This window comes from Ancylobacter vacuolatus (assembly GCF_030813595.1).
Lineage (GTDB): Bacteria > Pseudomonadota > Alphaproteobacteria > Rhizobiales > Xanthobacteraceae > Ancylobacter > Ancylobacter vacuolatus.
In genome coordinates this window covers 15742-32336 of the sequence record NZ_JAUSUH010000001.1, presented here as the reverse complement: position 1 = coordinate 32336, position 16595 = coordinate 15742, and the positions used below count along the sequence as shown (strand labels likewise).

Annotated in this window: 18 protein-coding genes; 9 read left to right on the top strand and 9 right to left on the bottom strand. The window is 65.6% G+C overall.

All coding sequences use genetic code 11. The features are described 5' to 3' along the window. Nucleotides 1-23: 23 nt before the first annotated feature. From J2S76_RS00180 to J2S76_RS00165, 4 genes are all read right to left on the bottom strand, one after another. Nucleotides 24-434 carry a DoxX family protein gene (locus J2S76_RS00180; RefSeq protein WP_307056400.1) on the bottom strand — a complete coding sequence of 137 codons (411 nt, stop codon included), beginning with the start codon at nt 432-434 and terminating at the stop codon, nt 24-26. Between the two features lie 90 nt (nt 435-524). Beyond that, nucleotides 525-959 carry a hypothetical protein gene (locus tag J2S76_RS00175; RefSeq protein WP_307056398.1) on the bottom strand — a complete coding sequence of 145 codons (435 nt, stop codon included), beginning with the start codon at nt 957-959 and terminating at the stop codon, nt 525-527. A 9-nt stretch (nt 960-968) separates the two neighbouring features. After that, on the bottom strand, nt 969-1475 hold the full coding sequence (gene gpt / locus J2S76_RS00170; RefSeq protein ID WP_307056396.1) for a xanthine phosphoribosyltransferase: 507 nt from the start codon (nt 1473-1475) through the stop codon (nt 969-971). 124 nt (nt 1476-1599) lie between these two features. After that, nucleotides 1600-2346 carry a competence/damage-inducible protein A gene (locus J2S76_RS00165; RefSeq protein WP_307056394.1) on the bottom strand — a complete coding sequence of 249 codons (747 nt, stop codon included), beginning with the start codon at nt 2344-2346 and terminating at the stop codon, nt 1600-1602. A gap of 202 nt (nt 2347-2548) precedes the next feature. On the opposite strand from J2S76_RS00165, the gene J2S76_RS00160 reads away from it, so the two are divergent. The 6 genes from J2S76_RS00160 (at nt 2549) to J2S76_RS00135 (ending at nt 8479) form a co-directional block, all read left to right on the top strand. Beyond that, on the top strand, nt 2549-3970 hold the full coding sequence (locus tag J2S76_RS00160; RefSeq protein ID WP_307056392.1) for a circularly permuted type 2 ATP-grasp protein: 1422 nt from the start codon (nt 2549-2551) through the stop codon (nt 3968-3970). Between the two features lie 130 nt (nt 3971-4100). After that, nucleotides 4101-4724: a LysE family translocator gene (locus J2S76_RS00155; protein ID WP_307056391.1), complete on the top strand. Its 624-nt coding sequence runs from the start codon at nt 4101-4103 to the stop codon at nt 4722-4724. A gap of 12 nt (nt 4725-4736) precedes the next feature. Further along, nucleotides 4737-5681, top strand: coding sequence for an alpha-E domain-containing protein (locus tag J2S76_RS00150; protein ID WP_091436500.1), 945 nt, complete (start codon nt 4737-4739; stop codon nt 5679-5681). 13 nt (nt 5682-5694) lie between these two features. Continuing rightward, the gene (locus tag J2S76_RS00145) at nt 5695-6531 is read left to right on the top strand and encodes a transglutaminase family protein (RefSeq protein ID WP_307056388.1); all 837 of its coding nucleotides are present in this window, start codon (nt 5695-5697) and stop codon (nt 6529-6531) included. A 122-nt stretch (nt 6532-6653) separates the two neighbouring features. Next, on the top strand, nt 6654-7394 hold the full coding sequence (locus tag J2S76_RS00140; protein ID WP_018391363.1) for a proteasome-type protease: 741 nt from the start codon (nt 6654-6656) through the stop codon (nt 7392-7394). Between the two features lie 338 nt (nt 7395-7732). Then, nucleotides 7733-8479, top strand: coding sequence for an SDR family oxidoreductase (locus tag J2S76_RS00135; protein WP_307056385.1), 747 nt, complete (start codon nt 7733-7735; stop codon nt 8477-8479). Between the two features lie 8 nt (nt 8480-8487). Here the strand turns inward: J2S76_RS00135 and J2S76_RS00130 are convergent, their stop codons facing one another. From J2S76_RS00130 to J2S76_RS00120, 3 genes are all read right to left on the bottom strand, one after another. Continuing rightward, entirely contained in the window at nt 8488-9417 is a 930-nt protein-coding gene (locus tag J2S76_RS00130) for an omptin family outer membrane protease (RefSeq protein ID WP_307056383.1), read from the bottom strand. A 154-nt stretch (nt 9418-9571) separates the two neighbouring features. Then, nucleotides 9572-10174, bottom strand: coding sequence for an exopolysaccharide biosynthesis protein (locus J2S76_RS00125; protein WP_307056381.1), 603 nt, complete (start codon nt 10172-10174; stop codon nt 9572-9574). Nucleotides 10175-10296: 122 nt separating this feature from the next. Continuing rightward, entirely contained in the window at nt 10297-10641 is a 345-nt protein-coding gene (locus J2S76_RS00120; RefSeq protein WP_307056379.1) for an usg protein, read from the bottom strand. 300 nt (nt 10642-10941) lie between these two features. Here J2S76_RS00120 and groES point away from each other — a divergent pair, with 300 nt between their 5' ends. The 3 genes from groES (at nt 10942) to J2S76_RS00105 (ending at nt 14696) form a co-directional block, all read left to right on the top strand. Continuing rightward, complete coding sequence (gene groES, locus J2S76_RS00115; RefSeq protein WP_018391368.1) at nt 10942-11256, top strand: co-chaperone GroES; 315 nt, start codon at nt 10942-10944, stop codon at nt 11254-11256. A 46-nt stretch (nt 11257-11302) separates the two neighbouring features. Continuing rightward, complete coding sequence (gene groL, locus J2S76_RS00110; protein WP_018391369.1) at nt 11303-12949, top strand: chaperonin GroEL; 1647 nt, start codon at nt 11303-11305, stop codon at nt 12947-12949. A gap of 949 nt (nt 12950-13898) precedes the next feature. After that, a complete protein-coding gene (locus J2S76_RS00105; RefSeq protein ID WP_307056375.1) occupies nt 13899-14696 on the top strand; it encodes an outer membrane protein in 798 nt (265 codons plus the stop codon). A gap of 123 nt (nt 14697-14819) precedes the next feature. Here J2S76_RS00105 and J2S76_RS00100 read toward each other — a convergent pair whose 3' ends face one another. Next, nucleotides 14820-15485 carry an ABC-type transport auxiliary lipoprotein family protein gene (locus J2S76_RS00100; protein ID WP_307056373.1) on the bottom strand — a complete coding sequence of 222 codons (666 nt, stop codon included), beginning with the start codon at nt 15483-15485 and terminating at the stop codon, nt 14820-14822. A 57-nt stretch (nt 15486-15542) separates the two neighbouring features. After that, a complete protein-coding gene (locus J2S76_RS00095; protein WP_307056371.1) occupies nt 15543-16589 on the bottom strand; it encodes an MlaD family protein in 1047 nt (348 codons plus the stop codon). Nucleotides 16590-16595 lie beyond the last annotated feature (6 nt).

Genomic DNA, 16595 nt, shown 5'->3' with positions numbered 1-16595 from the left:
GGCTCCCGTTACACTTTCCGCCGTCAGGCCGCGCGCGTGCGCTCGGCCAGTATGGCGACCAGCAGCATGCCGCCGAGCACCGCGAGATGCTCGACTGCGAAATAGAATTCGATCTGCGCCATCGGACCTTCCATGGTCCAGAAATGGTGCGCGATCGGGATGGTCAGCACCGTGAAGATGCCGAGCACGCCGGCACCGAGCCAGGTGACCCGGTTCAGCAGGATCAGCAGCCCGCCGACAAGTTGGGCAAGGATGGTCGCCACCGCGAAAAGCCATGGCGGGTTGAGGCCGAAATGGGCCATCTCGGCCTCAGCGCCGGCGAAGTCGGTGATCTTGGCTATGGCGCTGCCGAGGAACATGAACACAAGCAGGAGACGCGCGACGAAGGCCGTGATCGGCGAGAGAAGAATGCCGGAAATGATCGCGGGGGTCATCGGTAAGGTTCCCTAAGCGGCGCGATTTGCCGCAGCTCGGGCATAGCGCAGGGGAAGCCGAAAGGCGAGACGCCCGCCGGCCCCCTCGCCTCAGGACGGCCGGCTTTTCGGATCGCCGTCCGGATCCGTCCGGTCCGAGCCATCCTCTTCCGGCCCGGTATCGTCCTCGTCCTCGTCCTCTTCGTCCTCGGCATCGTCCGCTTCCTGCGCGGCCTTGGCTTCGGCGATGAACTCGGCGGCGTATTTCTTGGCGTCGCGCACGCTGTCGCCGAGCTCGCGGGCGTAGCGGTCGAGATCGAGCCGCAGCCCGCCGACCGAGGGCTTCTCGGTTTCGGCCGCATAGGCGACCATGCGCAGGGACAGGCCGATATCCGAGGCCAGAACAGCCATGAAGCCGTCGCTCAGATCGTGATCGTCGGCATATTCCATGAGCATGTCGTAGAGCGCCGCGCGGTGCTGGTCGAAGGCGGCATCATAGCCTTCGTCGTTCTCGTCTTCCGGATTTTCAGTGCTGCTGCCGGGCATGTCCTGTCCTCACGCTACCCCGTCGCGGATTGGCGGCTGGAAGCTCAGCCCCATGTCCCACGGGAAATAAATCCACGTATCCTGGCTCACCTCGGTGATGAAGGTGTCGATCAGCGGCCGGCCGAGCGGCTTGGCGTAGACGGTGGCGAAATGCGCCGAGGGCAGCATATCGCGCACCAGCCGCGCCGTCTTGCCGGTATCGACCAGATCGTCGATCACCAGCAGCCCACGTCCGCCCTCACCCGCCACCGACGTCACCACCTCGGCGATGGGCTTGAGCACCTGCATCTCGCCCTGCTTGGTGTAGTCGTGATAGCTGGCGATGCACACCGTCTCGATCATGCGCAGGCCCAGCTCGCGCGCCACGATCGCCGCCGGCACCAGCCCGCCTCGCGTGATGCAGACGATGCCCTCGAACGGGCCGGCACCGGCCAGACGCCACGCCAGGGCGCGCGCGTCGCGGTGGAACTGATCCCAGGAGACCGGAAAGGCCTTGTTCTGGCGGTCATCGGACATCAGGCGAAATCCCGGCAGGGCTGGCGGAAACGTCAGCGGCGATCATTAGCGGCAGCGCCGCGCCTTCTCCAGTGCTGCCGGCCGGAAATTCCCGGCTTCGCACGGGAAAATCGGACCGCCAGGTTCACGGCCGCGCCGCCAGCGCTGCGACCATGGCCTCGACCTCCGCCACCGCCGCCGCCAGCTTTTCCGGATCGCGGCCGCGCACCACGAGATTGGTGTTCGGCCGCCCATCCTCTGCCATGAAGGGATAGCTGCCGATGCTCACCTCAGGGTTCGCCTTCGCGATGGCGCCGAGCGGCCCGCCGACATCGCCCTCGCGCGCATCCGCCCGCACGGTCTGCGAGAGCATGCGAACGCCGGTCTGCAGCTTCGGCGCCACCTGGTCGAGCATGGCCTGCATGATGGTGGGCACCCCGGCCATGACAATGACATTGCCGATCCAGAAGCCGGGCGCCTTGGAGACCGGGTTTTCCACCAGATCGGCGCCGTGCGGGATGCGGGCCATGCGCAGGCGCGCCTCGTTGAGGTCTTCCGGCTTGATGTATTCCAGCAGCATGGCGCGGGCGCGGGGGTCGATATCGATGCCGACCCCGAAAGCCTTCGCGACCGAATCCGCGGTGATGTCGTCATGGGTGGGGCCGATGCCGCCTGTCGTGAAGACATAGGTGTAGCGGGCGCGCAGCGCGTTCACCGCGCCGACGATCTCGTCCTCGATATCAGGCACCACCCGCACCTCGCGCACATCGACACCGATGGCGGTGAGATATTCGGCGATATAGCCGATGTTCCGGTCCTTGGTGCGGCCGGAAAGTATCTCGTCGCCAATGACCAGCACCGCCGCCGTCACCGAAACTGCCGCATCCGCCATTCGATTCTCCCCCACACCGGGATGACGACGCCGCCATCCGCCGCAATTCACCGCACTTGTCGCCGCAGGTGAGGGCACCATGCCCTGAAAACAGGCAATCGGTGCGCAATCCCGCAATTATCGCCTCGGGAAGGGTTCCTCCCCTTCCTCTGGCACGAGCTTTGTAGCTAACTTGGCTGAGTTGGGGAGTAGATTTGCAGCAATGAGCGTCGCCTTCGACGAAATGACCAATGCGGACGGTTCGATCCGGCCCGCTTACGCCGCGCTCTCCCGCTGGTTGAGCAATGTGCCGCCCGACGTGCTGGACTACCGCCGGCGGGAGGCCGAGTTCATATTCCGGCGCATCGGCATCACCTTCGCCGTCTATGGCGAGAGCGATGCCCAGGAGCGCCTGATCCCCTTCGACATCATCCCGCGCATCCTTACCGGCACCGAATGGCGCCGGCTGTCGCTGGGGCTGGAGCAGCGCACCAAGGCGCTGAACCTGTACCTCAAGGACATCTATTCCCGGCGCGAGATCCTCAAGGCCGGCATTGTGCCGGAGGATCTCGTCTATCAGAACCCCGCCTTCCGGCCTGAAATGAACGGCCAGAAGGTGCCGCACGACCTCTATGTGCACATTGCCGGCATCGACGTGGTGCGCGTCGACGCCGACACGTTCTATGTGCTGGAGGACAATGCCCGCACCCCTTCCGGCGTCTCCTATATGCTGGAGAACCGCGAGATCATGATGCGGCTCTTCCCGGAGCTGTTCGCCGAGAACCGCGTCGCCCCGGTGGAGAACTACACCGACGAATTGCTGGCGACGCTGAAATCGCTGGCGCCGGGCACCTCCAACAGCGACCCGGCGGTCGTGGTGCTGACGCCGGGCATCTATAATTCGGCCTATTACGAACACTCCTTCCTCGCCGACAAGCTGGGCGTTGAGCTGGTGGAAGGCCGCGACCTGTTCGTGCGCAACGACATTGTCTACATGCGCACCACCGAGGGGCCGCGCCGGGTCGATGTGATCTACCGCCGGCTCGACGACGATTTCATCGACCCGCTGACCTTCCGGCCCGACAGCGCGCTCGGCGTGCCGGGGCTGATGAGCGCCTATAATGCCGGCAACGTCACGCTGACCAATGCGGTCGGCACCGGCGTCGCCGACGACAAGGCGGTCTACAGCTACATGCCTGACATCATCCGCTTCTATCTCGGCGAGGAGCCGCTGCTGAAGAACGTGCCGACCTGGCGCTGCCGCGAGCCGGACCACCTGAAATATGTGCTCGACCATCTGAACGAGCTGGTGGTGAAGGAAGTGCACGGCTCCGGCGGCTACGGCATGCTGATCGGCCCCCGCGCCGACAAGGCGCAGATCGAGCTGTTCCGCGCCAAGCTGAAGCAGGACCCGAACAATTTCATCGCCCAGCCGACGCTGGCGCTGTCGACCTGCCCGACCTTCGTCGAGGAAGGCATCGCCCCGCGCCATGTCGATCTGCGCCCCTTCGTGCTGACCGGCGCCGACAAGGTGCGCATCGTGCCGGGCGGGCTGACCCGCGTGGCGCTGGAGGCTGGCTCGCTGGTGGTCAATTCCAGCCAGGGCGGCGGGACCAAGGACACCTGGGTGCTGGAGGAGAACTGAGGGACCTGCGATCGGATCGTCATCCCGGACGGCCGCAGGCCGATCCGGGATCGTCTTCGGACTTGGTGAGCGATCCCGGCTCTTCGCTTCGCTGCGGCCGGGATGACGCGGGGTGGGAGCGCATAGACAGATGTCGATTGAAACATGGCTGGCCTTCGTCGCCGCCTCGGCGGTCCTGCTGGTGATCCCCGGCCCGACCATTCTGCTCGTCGTCTCCTATGCGCTCGGCCAGGGGCGCAAGGTGGCGTTTCCGGTCGCGCTCGGCGTGGCGCTGGGCGACTTCACCGCCATGACGCTGTCCATGCTCGGCCTCGGCGCCCTGCTCGCCACCTCGGCGACGCTGTTCACCGCGCTGAAATGGGTCGGCGCCGCCTATCTCATCTGGCTCGGCATCAAGCTCTGGCGGGCCGGTGGACAGGCGAGCTTCGGCGAGGCCCGCCCGGCGGGCTCGGCCTGGGCCATGATCGCGCATGCCTGGGTGGTCACGGCGCTGAACCCGAAGAGCATCACCTTCTTCGTGGCGTTCCTGCCGCAATTCCTCGATCCGGGCCGGGACTTCCTCACCCAGCTTGCGATCTTCGAGGCGACGTTCCTTGTCCTCGCCGCCGCCAATGCGTTCGGCTACGCGCTGCTCGCCGGCCGCCTGCGCGGGGCGGTGCAGAACACGCGCATGGTCGCTATCATCAACCGGGTCGGCGGTTCGCTGCTGATCGCGGCGGGCGTCGCCACGCTCGCCTGGCGCAACGCCAAATAGAACGCGGGTCCCATGCTTTCTCGTACTGCCGACAATCTCTACTGGCTGTCCCGCTACATGGAGCGGGCGGACTGCCTCGCCCGCATCCTCGATGTGACGCAGCGTCTCGCCCAGTTGCCGGCGGCCTATGGCGGCTCCACCAATGAGTGGCGCTCCGCCCTGCTCACCGCCGGCTGCGCCGAGCAGTTCAAGGCGGTGTATGGCGACGACATCAGCGAGCAGAACGTCATCACCTTTCTGGCCTTCTCGCCGGAAAACCCGTCCTCGATCCGCAACTGCTTCGAGATCGCCCGGACCAATGCCCGCTCGGTCCGCACCGCGCTGACCATGGAGATGTGGGAAACGATCAACTCCTCCTGGCTGGAGCTGAAGCGCTATTCCACCAAGAACATGACGCGCGAGGAGCTGGCGCGCTTCATGTCCTTCGTCAAGGAAACCTCGCTGCGCTTCGACGGCGCCGCCTACCGCACCATGCTGCGCAACGACGCGTTCTGGTTCTCGCGCGTGGGCATGTATGTCGAGCGCGCCGACAACACCGCCCGCATCCTCGACGTGAAGTACCATGTTCTGCTGCCGGATTCCGAGCACATTGGCGGCCCGCTCGACTACTTCCAGTGGGCCTCGATCCTGCGCTCGGTCTCGGCGCTGACCTCGTTCCACTGGGTTTACCGCGAAAGCGTGAAGCCGTGGCTGGTGGCGGACCTGCTCATCCTCAACGCGCAGATGCCGCGCTCGCTCACCAGTTGCTACCAGAACATAACGCGCTATCTCGACGACATCGCCGCCTATTACGGCCGCCAGGGCGGCTCGCAGAGGCTGGCGCGCTCGACCCTGACCCGGCTCGGCAACAGCCGCATGGAGGACATTTTCCAGACCGGACTTCACGAATACATCGACACCTTCGTGACCGAGAACAACCGCCTCGGCTCCATCGTCAACGAGCAATACCTGCTCTGAACCGGCCTGCGTCATGCGTATCCATGTCAACCACGCGACCATCTACACCTATGATCCGCCGGCCAATGGCGCGATCCAGACCCTGCGCCTGACGCCGCGCAACCATGATGGCCAGTATGTCGTCTCCTGGCGCATCGACGTCTCGGAAGGCTGCCAGCTGCGCGCCCACCAGGACGCCTTCGGCAATCTGACCCACACTTTCGCGCTTGATGGCCCGATCAAGGAACTGCGCGTGCTGGTGGAGGGCGAGGTCGAGACGCAGGACACCGCCGGTGTCATTCGCGGCATAAACGAGCGCTTTCCGCCGACCTTCTTCCTGCGAAACTCGGACCTCACCACCGCCGATGCCGAGCTGATCGCCTTCGCGCAGGCCTCCAGCGGCGGCGAGGGCGACCGCATCGCCCGCCTGCACGCGCTGATGGACGCGATCACCGCGGCGATGGAGTTCGATGCCGACCCGACCCATGTCTCCACCACCGCCGCCGCCGCCTTCAAGGCGAAGCGGGGCGTGTGCCAGGATTTTGCGCATATCTTCACCACCTGCGCCCGCCACATCGGCGTGCCGGCGCGCTATGTGAGCGGCTATCTCGTCGGCGATGGCGCCGAGGCCGAGCAGCGCGCCGGCCATCAGGCCGGGCATGCGTGGTCGGAAGCCTATGTCGAGGGGCTGGGCTGGATCGGCTTCGATGCCGCGCAGGGCCAGTGCCCGACCGATGCCTATGTGCGGCTCGCCGTCGGGCTCGACTATCTCGGCGCGGCCCCGGTGCGGGGCAATCGCTATGGCGGCGGCGATGAAAACCTCACCGTCGCTCTCAAGGTCGACCAGTCCAGCCGCCAGGTTCAGGGCTGAGGCTCCACGGACAGATCGCGGCCAAACGTGCATCGCTGAGGTTGCCCCGCAGGAAAGCGGCCCGGTATAAGGGCGCGGGGCGGCGCCTTCTGGCGCCGGCGCGGATGGGGGAAGTGCCTTTCATGACTTATTGTTGCGGCATTCTGGTGCGTGACGGCCTCGTCATGATCGCCGATACGAGGACCAATGCCGGCCTCGACAACGTCTCGACCTTCCGCAAGCTCCATGTCTTCGAGGAGCCGGGCCGCCATGTGCTGGCGCTGTCCACCGCCGGCAATCTGTCGATCTCGCAGGCGGTGATCAGCACGCTGCAGGAGGGGCTGGAGAACCCGGAGACTGGCGCCAAGGAGACGCTGTCGACCTGCAGCAGCATGTTCCGCGCCACCCAGCTGGTCGGGCGGGCGGTGCGCCATGTCTATGATCTCTACGGCGCGGCGCTGAAGGAAGCCGATCTGCGCTTCGACGTCTCCTTCCTGTTCGGCGGGCAGGTGAATGGCGGGCGCATGCGGCTGTTCATGATCTATGCCGCCGGCAATTTCATCGAATGCACCAGCGACACGCCGTTTTTGCAGATCGGCGAGCACAAATACGGCAAGCCGGTGCTGGACCGCTCCATCACCTTCGACACCGATCTCTATGACGGGCTGAAATCCGGCCTGATCTCGATGGATTCGACCATGCGCTCGAATCTCGGCGTCGGCATGCCGATCGACATTCTGGTGGCGCGCCGCGATGGCGGACAGGCCGAGCTGAACTACCGCATCGAGCCGGGCGAGCCCTATTTCCACGATCTGCGCGAGCGCTGGTCGGCGGCGCTGCGGGCGGCCCATACCTCGATCCCGCGCCCGCCCTATGGGCGCTGAGAGCGCATTCGACAGCAAAATGGGCCGCCCGCAGGCTTATACGGGCGACCCATTTTGTAAACCTGCGTTTAACGGCAGGTTAGAGGCGTCTTCACCCGTCAGGTGAGGAGCCAGATCAGAAGAATGATCGGAATCGGGATACCGATAAGCCACAAAAGAATAGGCATGATTTGCCCTCCGGTTTGCAAGACGTGGGGTTCGCCTTGATAACGCCGAAATTGCTTTTGGGTTCCTTGTCGCGCCCGATACCGTGACACAATCAAGCCTCCGTCCGCGACGGGATATCAGCACACACGCCTAAGCGTCGGCCAACGGCGCGCCCGCAGGGAGAAAACAGCATGAACGCCCCCCGCATCGCCCTCGTCACCGGCGCCGGCACCGGCATCGGCAAGGCCGCCGCGCTCGCCCTCCATGAGGCCGGCTTCACCGTGGTGCTCACCGGGCGCCGGACCGAACCGCTGGAAGCGGTCGCCGCCGCCATGGGGGGCCAAGGCCACGCGATCACCGCCGATGTCGCCGACCCCGCCTCCGTGGCGGCGCTGTTCGCGGCGGTGCAGCAGCGCTTCGGCCGGCTCGATGTGCTGTTCAACAATGCCGGCGGCTGGTCGCCGGCGACGCCGATCGAGGACATCCCGCTGGCCGATTGGCAGCATGTGGTGAATGTGAACCTCACCGGCGTGTTCCTGTGCATCCAGCACGCCATGCGGCTGATGAAGGCGCAGGACCCCAAGGGCGGGCGCATCATCAACAATGGCTCGATCTCGGCCCATGCGCCGCGCCCGCTGACCGGGCCCTATACCGCGACCAAGCATGCCGTCACCGGCCTGACCAAGCAGGTGGCGCTGGAAGGGCGCGCCCACAACATCGCCTGCGGGCAGATCGACATCGGCAATGCCGACACCGATATGGCGGCGAAGATGAAGACCGGCATCCTGCAGCCCAATGGCCAGATCATGGTCGAGCCGACCTTCGACCCCGTCCATGCCGGACGCGCGGTGGCCCACATGGCCAGCCTGCCGCTCGACGCCAACATCCTCACCATGACCATCATGGCCAGCAGCGCGCCGTTCATCGGGCGCGGGTGACAAGGGGCTCAGAACGCCAGCCGGAACCCGGCGGTCACGGACGTGGACTGAAAATCCATCCCCGCGCCGTCCTTGTAATAGTCGAGCCGTCCGCCGGTGGTGTTGTCATATGTGGACGTGTCGCCCGTACCGCGGAAATAAGTGTCGAGCTCGACGCCGAGATAAAAGCCGGCGGAGGTACTGAGCGCATAGTCCGCGCGCGCGCCAACTGTGAGGAAGGGCACGGCGCCGATATCGTCCTCGAAGCGCAGATTGCGGAAATAGTGGTGGTCGGTGTCATTGGCGGAGATGGTCAGGCCGCCCTTGACCTGCCCGGTCAGCGTCCACGCCTCATGCCGCATTTCGGTCTCGGCGCCGAGGAACAGCCCGGCGTAGCGCTGCTGATAGGCGATCGCCGGCAGCCCGGTGGCGTCTAGCTTGGCGGAGTCGCGGAAGCCGTTGCGGCTGTAGAGATAAGGGCCGTCATTCGCGGTCCATTTGATGTCGGTGTATTTGAACCCGGCCTGCAGGGTGAGCAACCTCCCCTCGCCCAGGGTGAACCGCCGCCCCAGCGCCGCGTCGATATCGACATAATGGTCGAGCGAAGTGGAGGGGTGGGTGGAGTAGTGGGTCCAGTCCTGGGCCGCATAGCTGCGAAAATAGGGGCCGACCCAATCGAAGTCGCGCATATGGCTGCTGCCGGAAAAGCCGAGCTTGCCATTGGCCGAGAACACCACGTTCTCCCACAGCTCGGCCTTCAGCGCCGCGGTGACAACCGGCACCTGGCTCTCCCAGATCAGCCGGCTGATCCGGTTGCCGTCCTCATAGACATATTCGTTGGCGGTGATCCACGCGTAGCCGACGCCGGCCCTGAGAAGGATCTCCTCGCCGGGCGTCGCCAGCAGCAGCGGGTCGGGCAGCCCAAGCGAGGGAATGTCGGCGGCCAGAGCTGACCCCATGCCGGCCACACAAAGGCCAATACCGGCCAGCCAAGACCGTCCGCTTCGCGCCATGGCAACTCTCCCCACCCCATTCCGTTAAGGAATAGGTGCAGGCGACGCGGTCTGTCCAGTATCGGCTAAGAGCTTGCAGCGCCTTGTTCTTCAGGCGGTTTCAGAACACCGCCAGCGCGCCTTGGAACAGCAGCCAGCTGAGCAGGCCCATCACGCCGAAGCTGACCAGCGTCGCCACCACGCCGGCGAGGATGAACACGCCGTCGCGCTCGACCAGGCCGAGGCCAAGAATCACCACCGCGATGCCGGGGGGCAGATTGCCGAAGATCGGGATCGGCAGCAGCAGCAGCAGCCCCAGCACCACCACCAGCCCGCCCAGCACGAAGCGCGCCGAGGGCGAGGAGAAATAGGGCAGCCGCGGGCGGGAATAGCCCTCGAAGCGGCAGATCAGCTTCAGCGATCCGTTGACGATCTTCTCCAGCAGCCCGCGCGAGATGGTGCGGTTGGCCAGCCAGCGCGGCAGCCACAATTCATCGCGCCCCACCACCATCTGTCCGCCGACAAGGCAGAGCAGAATGCCGCAGATGACCGGCAGGCCGGGCGGCATCGGCAGGCAGTTCGGCAGGCCGAGCAGCAGGATGGACAGGCCGAAGGCGCGGTTGCGCAGCGCGTGCACGATTTCGCCCACGCCGATGCGTTCCGCCGAATGGGCGGTGACGATCGCCGAGAGCAATTCCGACGTGCGCGGAGAACGATGATCCACCAGCGTGACCAGCTGCCTGACTTTCCTCGGACGCCGGACCGGCCCCCGTTCCCGCGCTCATAGCACGTCGCGCGCGGCAAGAAGAGGGCAGGTCGCTCAAAAGAAGCGGCGGACCATGCGTCTCAGTTCAGCCGGAACTCCCCGTCCACCCGCCGCAGCTCGGCCGGGCCGATCAGCCGGGAATGCGCCACAAGCACCGAATGCAGCGGGCCTTCCAGCTCGCGCTTCCAGAAGGCGAGGAAGCGGTTCAGCTCCGGGAAATGCGGGCAGAGATCGTAATGCTGCCAGAGAAAGGTCTGCAGAATTCCCGGATGATCGGGCATCCGGTAGAGGATCTGGGCCGTGGTGAGGCCATAGCCCTCCAACTGCCGGCGGAAATCCGGCGACACGCGCCCGCCGGTACCCGCGCCCTCCCCCGTCGCCTGAAGCGACGGCCCACCACGCGACGACACCCCATGATCGGTCATGCGGAACCTCCTTTCGTGACTGAAAGGAGTGTGCAGCCGCCGCCGGCACGCGGCAAGGCTAAAATTGACAATAAATGTTCAATATCAATGCACTAGCAGCATATACGACAGAGTGCTGACAGGAAGGAGGGTGGCGCGTTGGCACTCTCTCATCGTGACTGCCAGTTTTTTGCCGCCCGCACCTTGCGCCCCCATTCCCCGGCGCCTAGATGTCGCACGGCACCGCGAGATACCCCCAGGCCATCCGGTTGGGCGGGCGTGGTGCAGGATCAAACGATCGTTCACGATTGGAGAGAGCCGATGAAGTTCCGTCCCCTGCATGACCGGGTCGTGGTCAAGCGCATTGATGCGGAAGAGAAGACCGCGGGCGGCATCATCATTCCCGACACTGCCAAGGAAAAGCCCTCGCAGGGCGAAGTCGTCGCTGTTGGCCCTGGCGCCCGCGACGAGGCCGGCAAGCTGGTGCCGCTCGATGTGGCGGCCGGCGACCGGGTGCTGTTCGGCAAGTGGTCGGGCACCGAGGTCAAGCTCGACGGCGTCGACTACCTCATCATGAAGGAGTCCGACATTCTGGGCGTCCTGGAAGGCGCTTCTGCGTCGAAGAAGGCCGCCTGAGCCAGCCGCTCACGCTGCTCGCAACGCATCACCGGAGTAAGAGATCATGTCTGCCAAGGAAGTTAAGTTCGCTGGCGACGCGCGCGAGAAGATGCTGCGCGGCGTCGACATTCTCGCCAACGCCGTCAAGGTCACGCTCGGTCCCAAGGGCCGCAACGTCGTGATCGAGAAGAGCTTCGGCGCCCCGCGCATCACCAAGGACGGCGTCACCGTCGCCAAGGAGATCGAGCTCGAGGACAAGTTCGAGAACATGGGCGCGCAGATGGTGCGCGAAGTGGCCTCGAAGTCCAACGACCTCGCCGGCGACGGCACCACCACCGCCACCGTGCTCGCCCAGGCCATCGTGAAGGAAGGCGCCAAGTCGGTCGCCGCCGGCATGAACCCGATGGACCTCAAGCGCGGCATCGACCTCGCGGTCGAAGCCATCGTCGCTGATCTCAAGAAGAACGCCCGCAAGGTGACGTCGAACGCCGAGATCGCCCAGGTCGGCACCATCTCCGCCAATGGCGATGCCGAAATCGGCAAGTACCTCGCCGAGGCGATGCAGAAGGTCGGCAATGAGGGCGTGATCACCGTCGAGGAAGCCAAGACCGCCGAGACCGAGCTCGACGTGGTCGAAGGCATGCAGTTCGACCGTGGCTATCTCTCGCCCTACTTCATCACCAATGCCGAGAAGATGCGCGTCGAGTTCGAGGACCCCTACATCCTCATCCACGAGAAGAAGCTCTCGGGCCTGCAGGAACTGCTGCCGGTGCTGGAAGCCGTGGTGCAGACCTCCAAGCCGCTGCTGATTATCGCCGAGGACATCGAGGGCGAGGCTCTGGCCACCCTCGTCGTCAACAAGCTGCGCGGCGGCCTCAAGGTCGCGGCCGTCAAGGCGCCCGGCTTCGGTGATCGCCGCAAGGCCATGCTGCAGGATATCGCCATCCTGACCGGCGGCACCGCCATCTCCGACGATCTCGGCATCAAGCTCGACACCGTGACGCTCGCCATGCTCGGCCGCGCCAAGAAGGTCGTGCTCGAGAAGGAGAACACCACCATCGTCGACGGCGCCGGCTCCAAGAAGGACATCGAGGACCGCGTGTCGCAGATCAAGGCGCAGATCGAGGAGACCACCTCGGACTACGACCGCGAGAAGCTGCAGGAGCGCCTGGCCAAGCTCGCCGGCGGCGTCGCGGTCATCCGCGTCGGCGGCGCGACCGAAGTCGAAGTGAAGGAAAAGAAGGACCGCGTCGACGACGCGCTGCACGCCACCCGCGCGGCCGTGGAAGAAGGCGTGCTGCCGGGCGGCGGCGTCGCCCTCCTGCGCGCCATGAAGGCGCTGGACGCCGTCGTCACCGCCAATCCCGACCAGAAGACCGGCGTCGACATCGTCCGCAAGGCGGTGCAGTACCCGGCGCGCCAGATCGCCAACAATGCTGGCGAAGACGGCTCGCTGATCGTCGGCCGTATACTCGAGAAGGATACCTACGCCTACGGCTTCAACGCCCAGACCGGCGAATATGTCGACATGTACAAGGCCGGCGTCATCGACCCGGCCAAGGTGCTGCGCTCGGCGATCCAGAACGCGGCTTCCGTGGCCTCGCTGCTGATCACCACCGAAGCGATGATCGCTGACATTCCGAAGAAGGGCGGCGCGGCCCCCGCCATGCCGGGCGGCGGCATGGGTGGCATGGGCGGCATGGACTTCTGAGGAAGTCCATTCGCCCCTGCTTTTCCCTGAGTGCCTAAGCCGGGCAAGCCCGGCTTAGGTGGCGGCATGGACTTCTGAGGAAGTCCCTTCGCCCCTGCTTTTCCCTGAGTGCCTAAGCCGGGCAAGCCCGACTTAGGTGGCGGCATGGACTTCCTCAGGGGTCCATTCGTCCCTGCGGTTCCATCAAGGGCGCGGCGCAAGCTGCGCCCTTTTTGCTGCGATCGTGCAGCCACTGAGGCGAACGAAGGGCGGGGATGGCCGGGCCAGGCCTGACCATGACGTGACACTCGCGGAGGCGGCTCGCTCCCGCTCCCGACAGGGTGGAAATCGCGCCCGCAGGCCGCCCATGCGAGGCCGCGCCGCTTGTGTTGGGCGATCGCCTCCAGAGCACGTCATCCCCGGCTTGGCCCGGGGATCCACGCCTTCTTGCCCCGACGCAATGGCTGCACGTTGGGCGTCCAAGGCGGGCTAGCCGGTCGAGCCCCCTTCCCGTCCGTCATGCGGAGGCGCGAGCGGAGCGACCTCGAAGCCACGCAGATCGGCCTCGACAGGAAGGGCGATGGCCGGGCCAGCGTCACCCAGACGCTGCGCTGGAGTACCCCCCACTCTGGACCGCGCCAGCCCCCTCGTTCGCCCGACCGACTCACTGCCCCACGAGAATCGCGCCGCACCCGGAGCCTCCGATGCCGGCCATCGGCGACATGCGCCGAAATACGCCGATATGCGAAGGCCTGTCCTTCCGCCCGGCCACCGCGCACCCCACCGACATGTAATAAATTACCATCTGGCGGTATCATGACAGCAGCCGATAGGCTTAAAGGTATTGGAGAACGCCATCTGTTGTATTTCAGCCGCACATTCAGGAACAAACGCAGGGGTAGCAGGCCACAACCGAACTGTTTCGCGGGAATGTCATTATCCCGGCAGTGCGTTTACCTGGAGAAACCTCATGAACCGCTCGCTGCTTCTTGGCGCGGCCGCCCTGCTTGCCACCGGCACCGCCAGCCTTGCCGCCGACATGCCCTATCCCGTCAAGGCCGAACCGGTCGCGGTTTTCGTGCCGGCCTTCTCCTGGACTGGCCTCTATCTCGGCGGCAATGCCGGCTATGCTTGGGGTGAATCCAAGGCCACCGACGTGCTGTTCTTCGACAGCACTGGCGGCGTCTTCACGCCCGGCGGCCTCTTTGCCGGCAACGACGTGAACTTCGGCAATATGGACGGCTGGGTCGCCGGCGGCCAGATCGGCTACAACTACCAGTTCGAGAACAATGTGGTCGTCGGCGTCGAGGCTGACTTCCAGTGGACCGGCGCCGAGGAAAGCGTCGCCTTCTATGCCACGCCGGGTGGCCCCTACTACCAGTCCAGCGCCGAGCTGGAGTGGTTCGGCACCGTGCGCGCCCGCCTCGGCTACGCCTTTGACCGCCTGCTCGTGTACGGCACCGGCGGCTTCGCCTATGGCAAGGTCAGCAGCTCGACCACCGTCATGGGTCTCACTGAAGGTGGCGCGCCGGACATCAGCACCGCGGCCTATGGCTCGCATGACAACGTCAATACCGGCTGGACGATCGGTGGCGGTCTCGAATATGCGATCACCGACAACTGGATCCTGCGCGGCGAATATCTCTATGTCGACCTCGGCGAGTCCAACGTGACCAGCTACCTCGCCGGCACCTCGGGCAGCTTCGTCAGCGCCAAAGCCGACCTGACCAGCAATATCGTCCGCGCCGCGATCAGCTACAAGTTCTGATCCACGCCTGACCGACAACGAAAAAGCCCGGCGCGAGCCGGGCTTTTTTTGCGTCTGGAGATCGATAGGAACCGTGGGGATGGCACTCGCCGAAGTGGCGGCGCCCTGCCTGCTGTTTAAACGTCAGAAGCGGCTGGACGCCCAGCGCACCAGCTCCACGAACACCTGGTCCGAGGCCTGGTCGAGGGCTGCGGTGGCATCCGGCCCGCTGGTGGAGGCGGCCGGGGCGCGGGCGGTGAACACCTGCGCGGCGACGATGCGGCCCGAATTGGCGGCGACGATCTTGACCGACACCTCGACCACCGCCACCGGCCCGCCCTCATAGGTGCGCAGGCCGAAGGCCCGCAGGTCCGAGAGCAGTGTGTAGTCGGCACTCAGCCCCTCGCCGGCCCGGCCGACGGAGCGGGCGCGGTTGCCATTCTCGAACGATTCGATCAGCCGCGCTTGGAACAGCGCCGGCAGCCGGTCGCTCCACTGCGCCTTGTCGAGATAGGTAATCTGCCCGGGCTGCGGCTCGACCACGATCCGCTCGGTGTCCAGCACCGCCAGCGCGCTGGGCGGGCCCACCACGAGCAGGCCGGTTCCCCGGCGCGGGGCGCTGAAATCGGCCGGCGCGCTGAGATCGAAGGTCGGCACGGCCGCGTCACCGCCCGACAGCAGCGTGCTGCAGCCGCCGAGCAACACGGCCAGCGCCGCCATGCCGAGAGTGCCGGCGACCTTGCGCGCGCGGGAGCCGCGCTCGGGAAAGCTGCGCCCGGCCGAGCGGTCGCTTGTCTCGTCAAAACTCACGCGAACGCCCCTGCCCCCGTCGGTTGCACGACTTCCCATCATATGGCGCCCCATCCCCTAGCGCCCATTGTAGCTTGGTACGTTCGACCCGCCAAAGATGAACTGGCGTGGGTTGCGCTCGAAATTCCTGAAAACGCGCTCGATCTCGCCGAGCGTGCGCCGGCCGTCCACCGCCAGCGCCTCGTATTGCCGCAGGCCCGGCCCGGCGAACTTGTTGAGGTTGACCGTCAGTTCCGCCGTGCGGGTGTCGAGATTGGCGGCGAGCTTGCGCACTTCGGCAGCCGCGCTGGAAATCTCGTTGAACATCCCCTTGCCTTCCTCGCTCGTCGTCATGCCATTCACATTGTCGAGGATGACGTTGACCTTCTGGGCCATGGTACCGAGCTGCGCGGTGAACGCGCTGATGTCGTTGACCGTATTGCCGAGCTTTTCCGGATCGACGGAAACCACCAGCTTGTCGAGATTGTCCGCCAGCGAGGAAATGCGCCGCGCCGCGCCGCCCATTTCCCGAAGGAAAGTGTCTATATTGCCGGAATTCTCGCCCAGGGCAGCGGTGAACTTGTCGACATTGTCGATCACCGAGGAGATCTTGGCGTCATTGGCCTTGATCAGGTCGTCGACGCGAATGGCGATATCGTTGACCCGCCCCAGCACGTCGCGGGCGGTCCGCATAAGGTCCTGCACCGCCGAGGTGTCGGCGTCGATGCGCGGCAGCTGGCCTTCCGCCGGCGCCGGCAGCGGCGCGGCCGCCGTCGACCCGCCGACCAGCCCGACCGAGGCAAGGCCGGTGAGCAGCTGCGAATCCAGCGTGGCGCGCGTGTCGGACTTGACCGGCGTATCGGGCTGCACCGCGATGCGGGCGATCACCTTGCGCGGGTCCTGCGCATCGAGCCGCAAGGCCGTCACCTCGCCAACCGGAATGCCGTTGAAGGTGACGGCGGAGCCGGTCTGCAGCCCGCTCACCACGCCGCTGAACACGACATCATAGGAAGTGCGCGGCCCGCGATTGGCCGAGCCGGTGAACCACCAGACAAAGGCGAAGCCCGCCGCCACGACGGCGAGGGTGAACAGCCCGATGATCGTGTAATTGGCGCGTGTCTCCATGGTGTC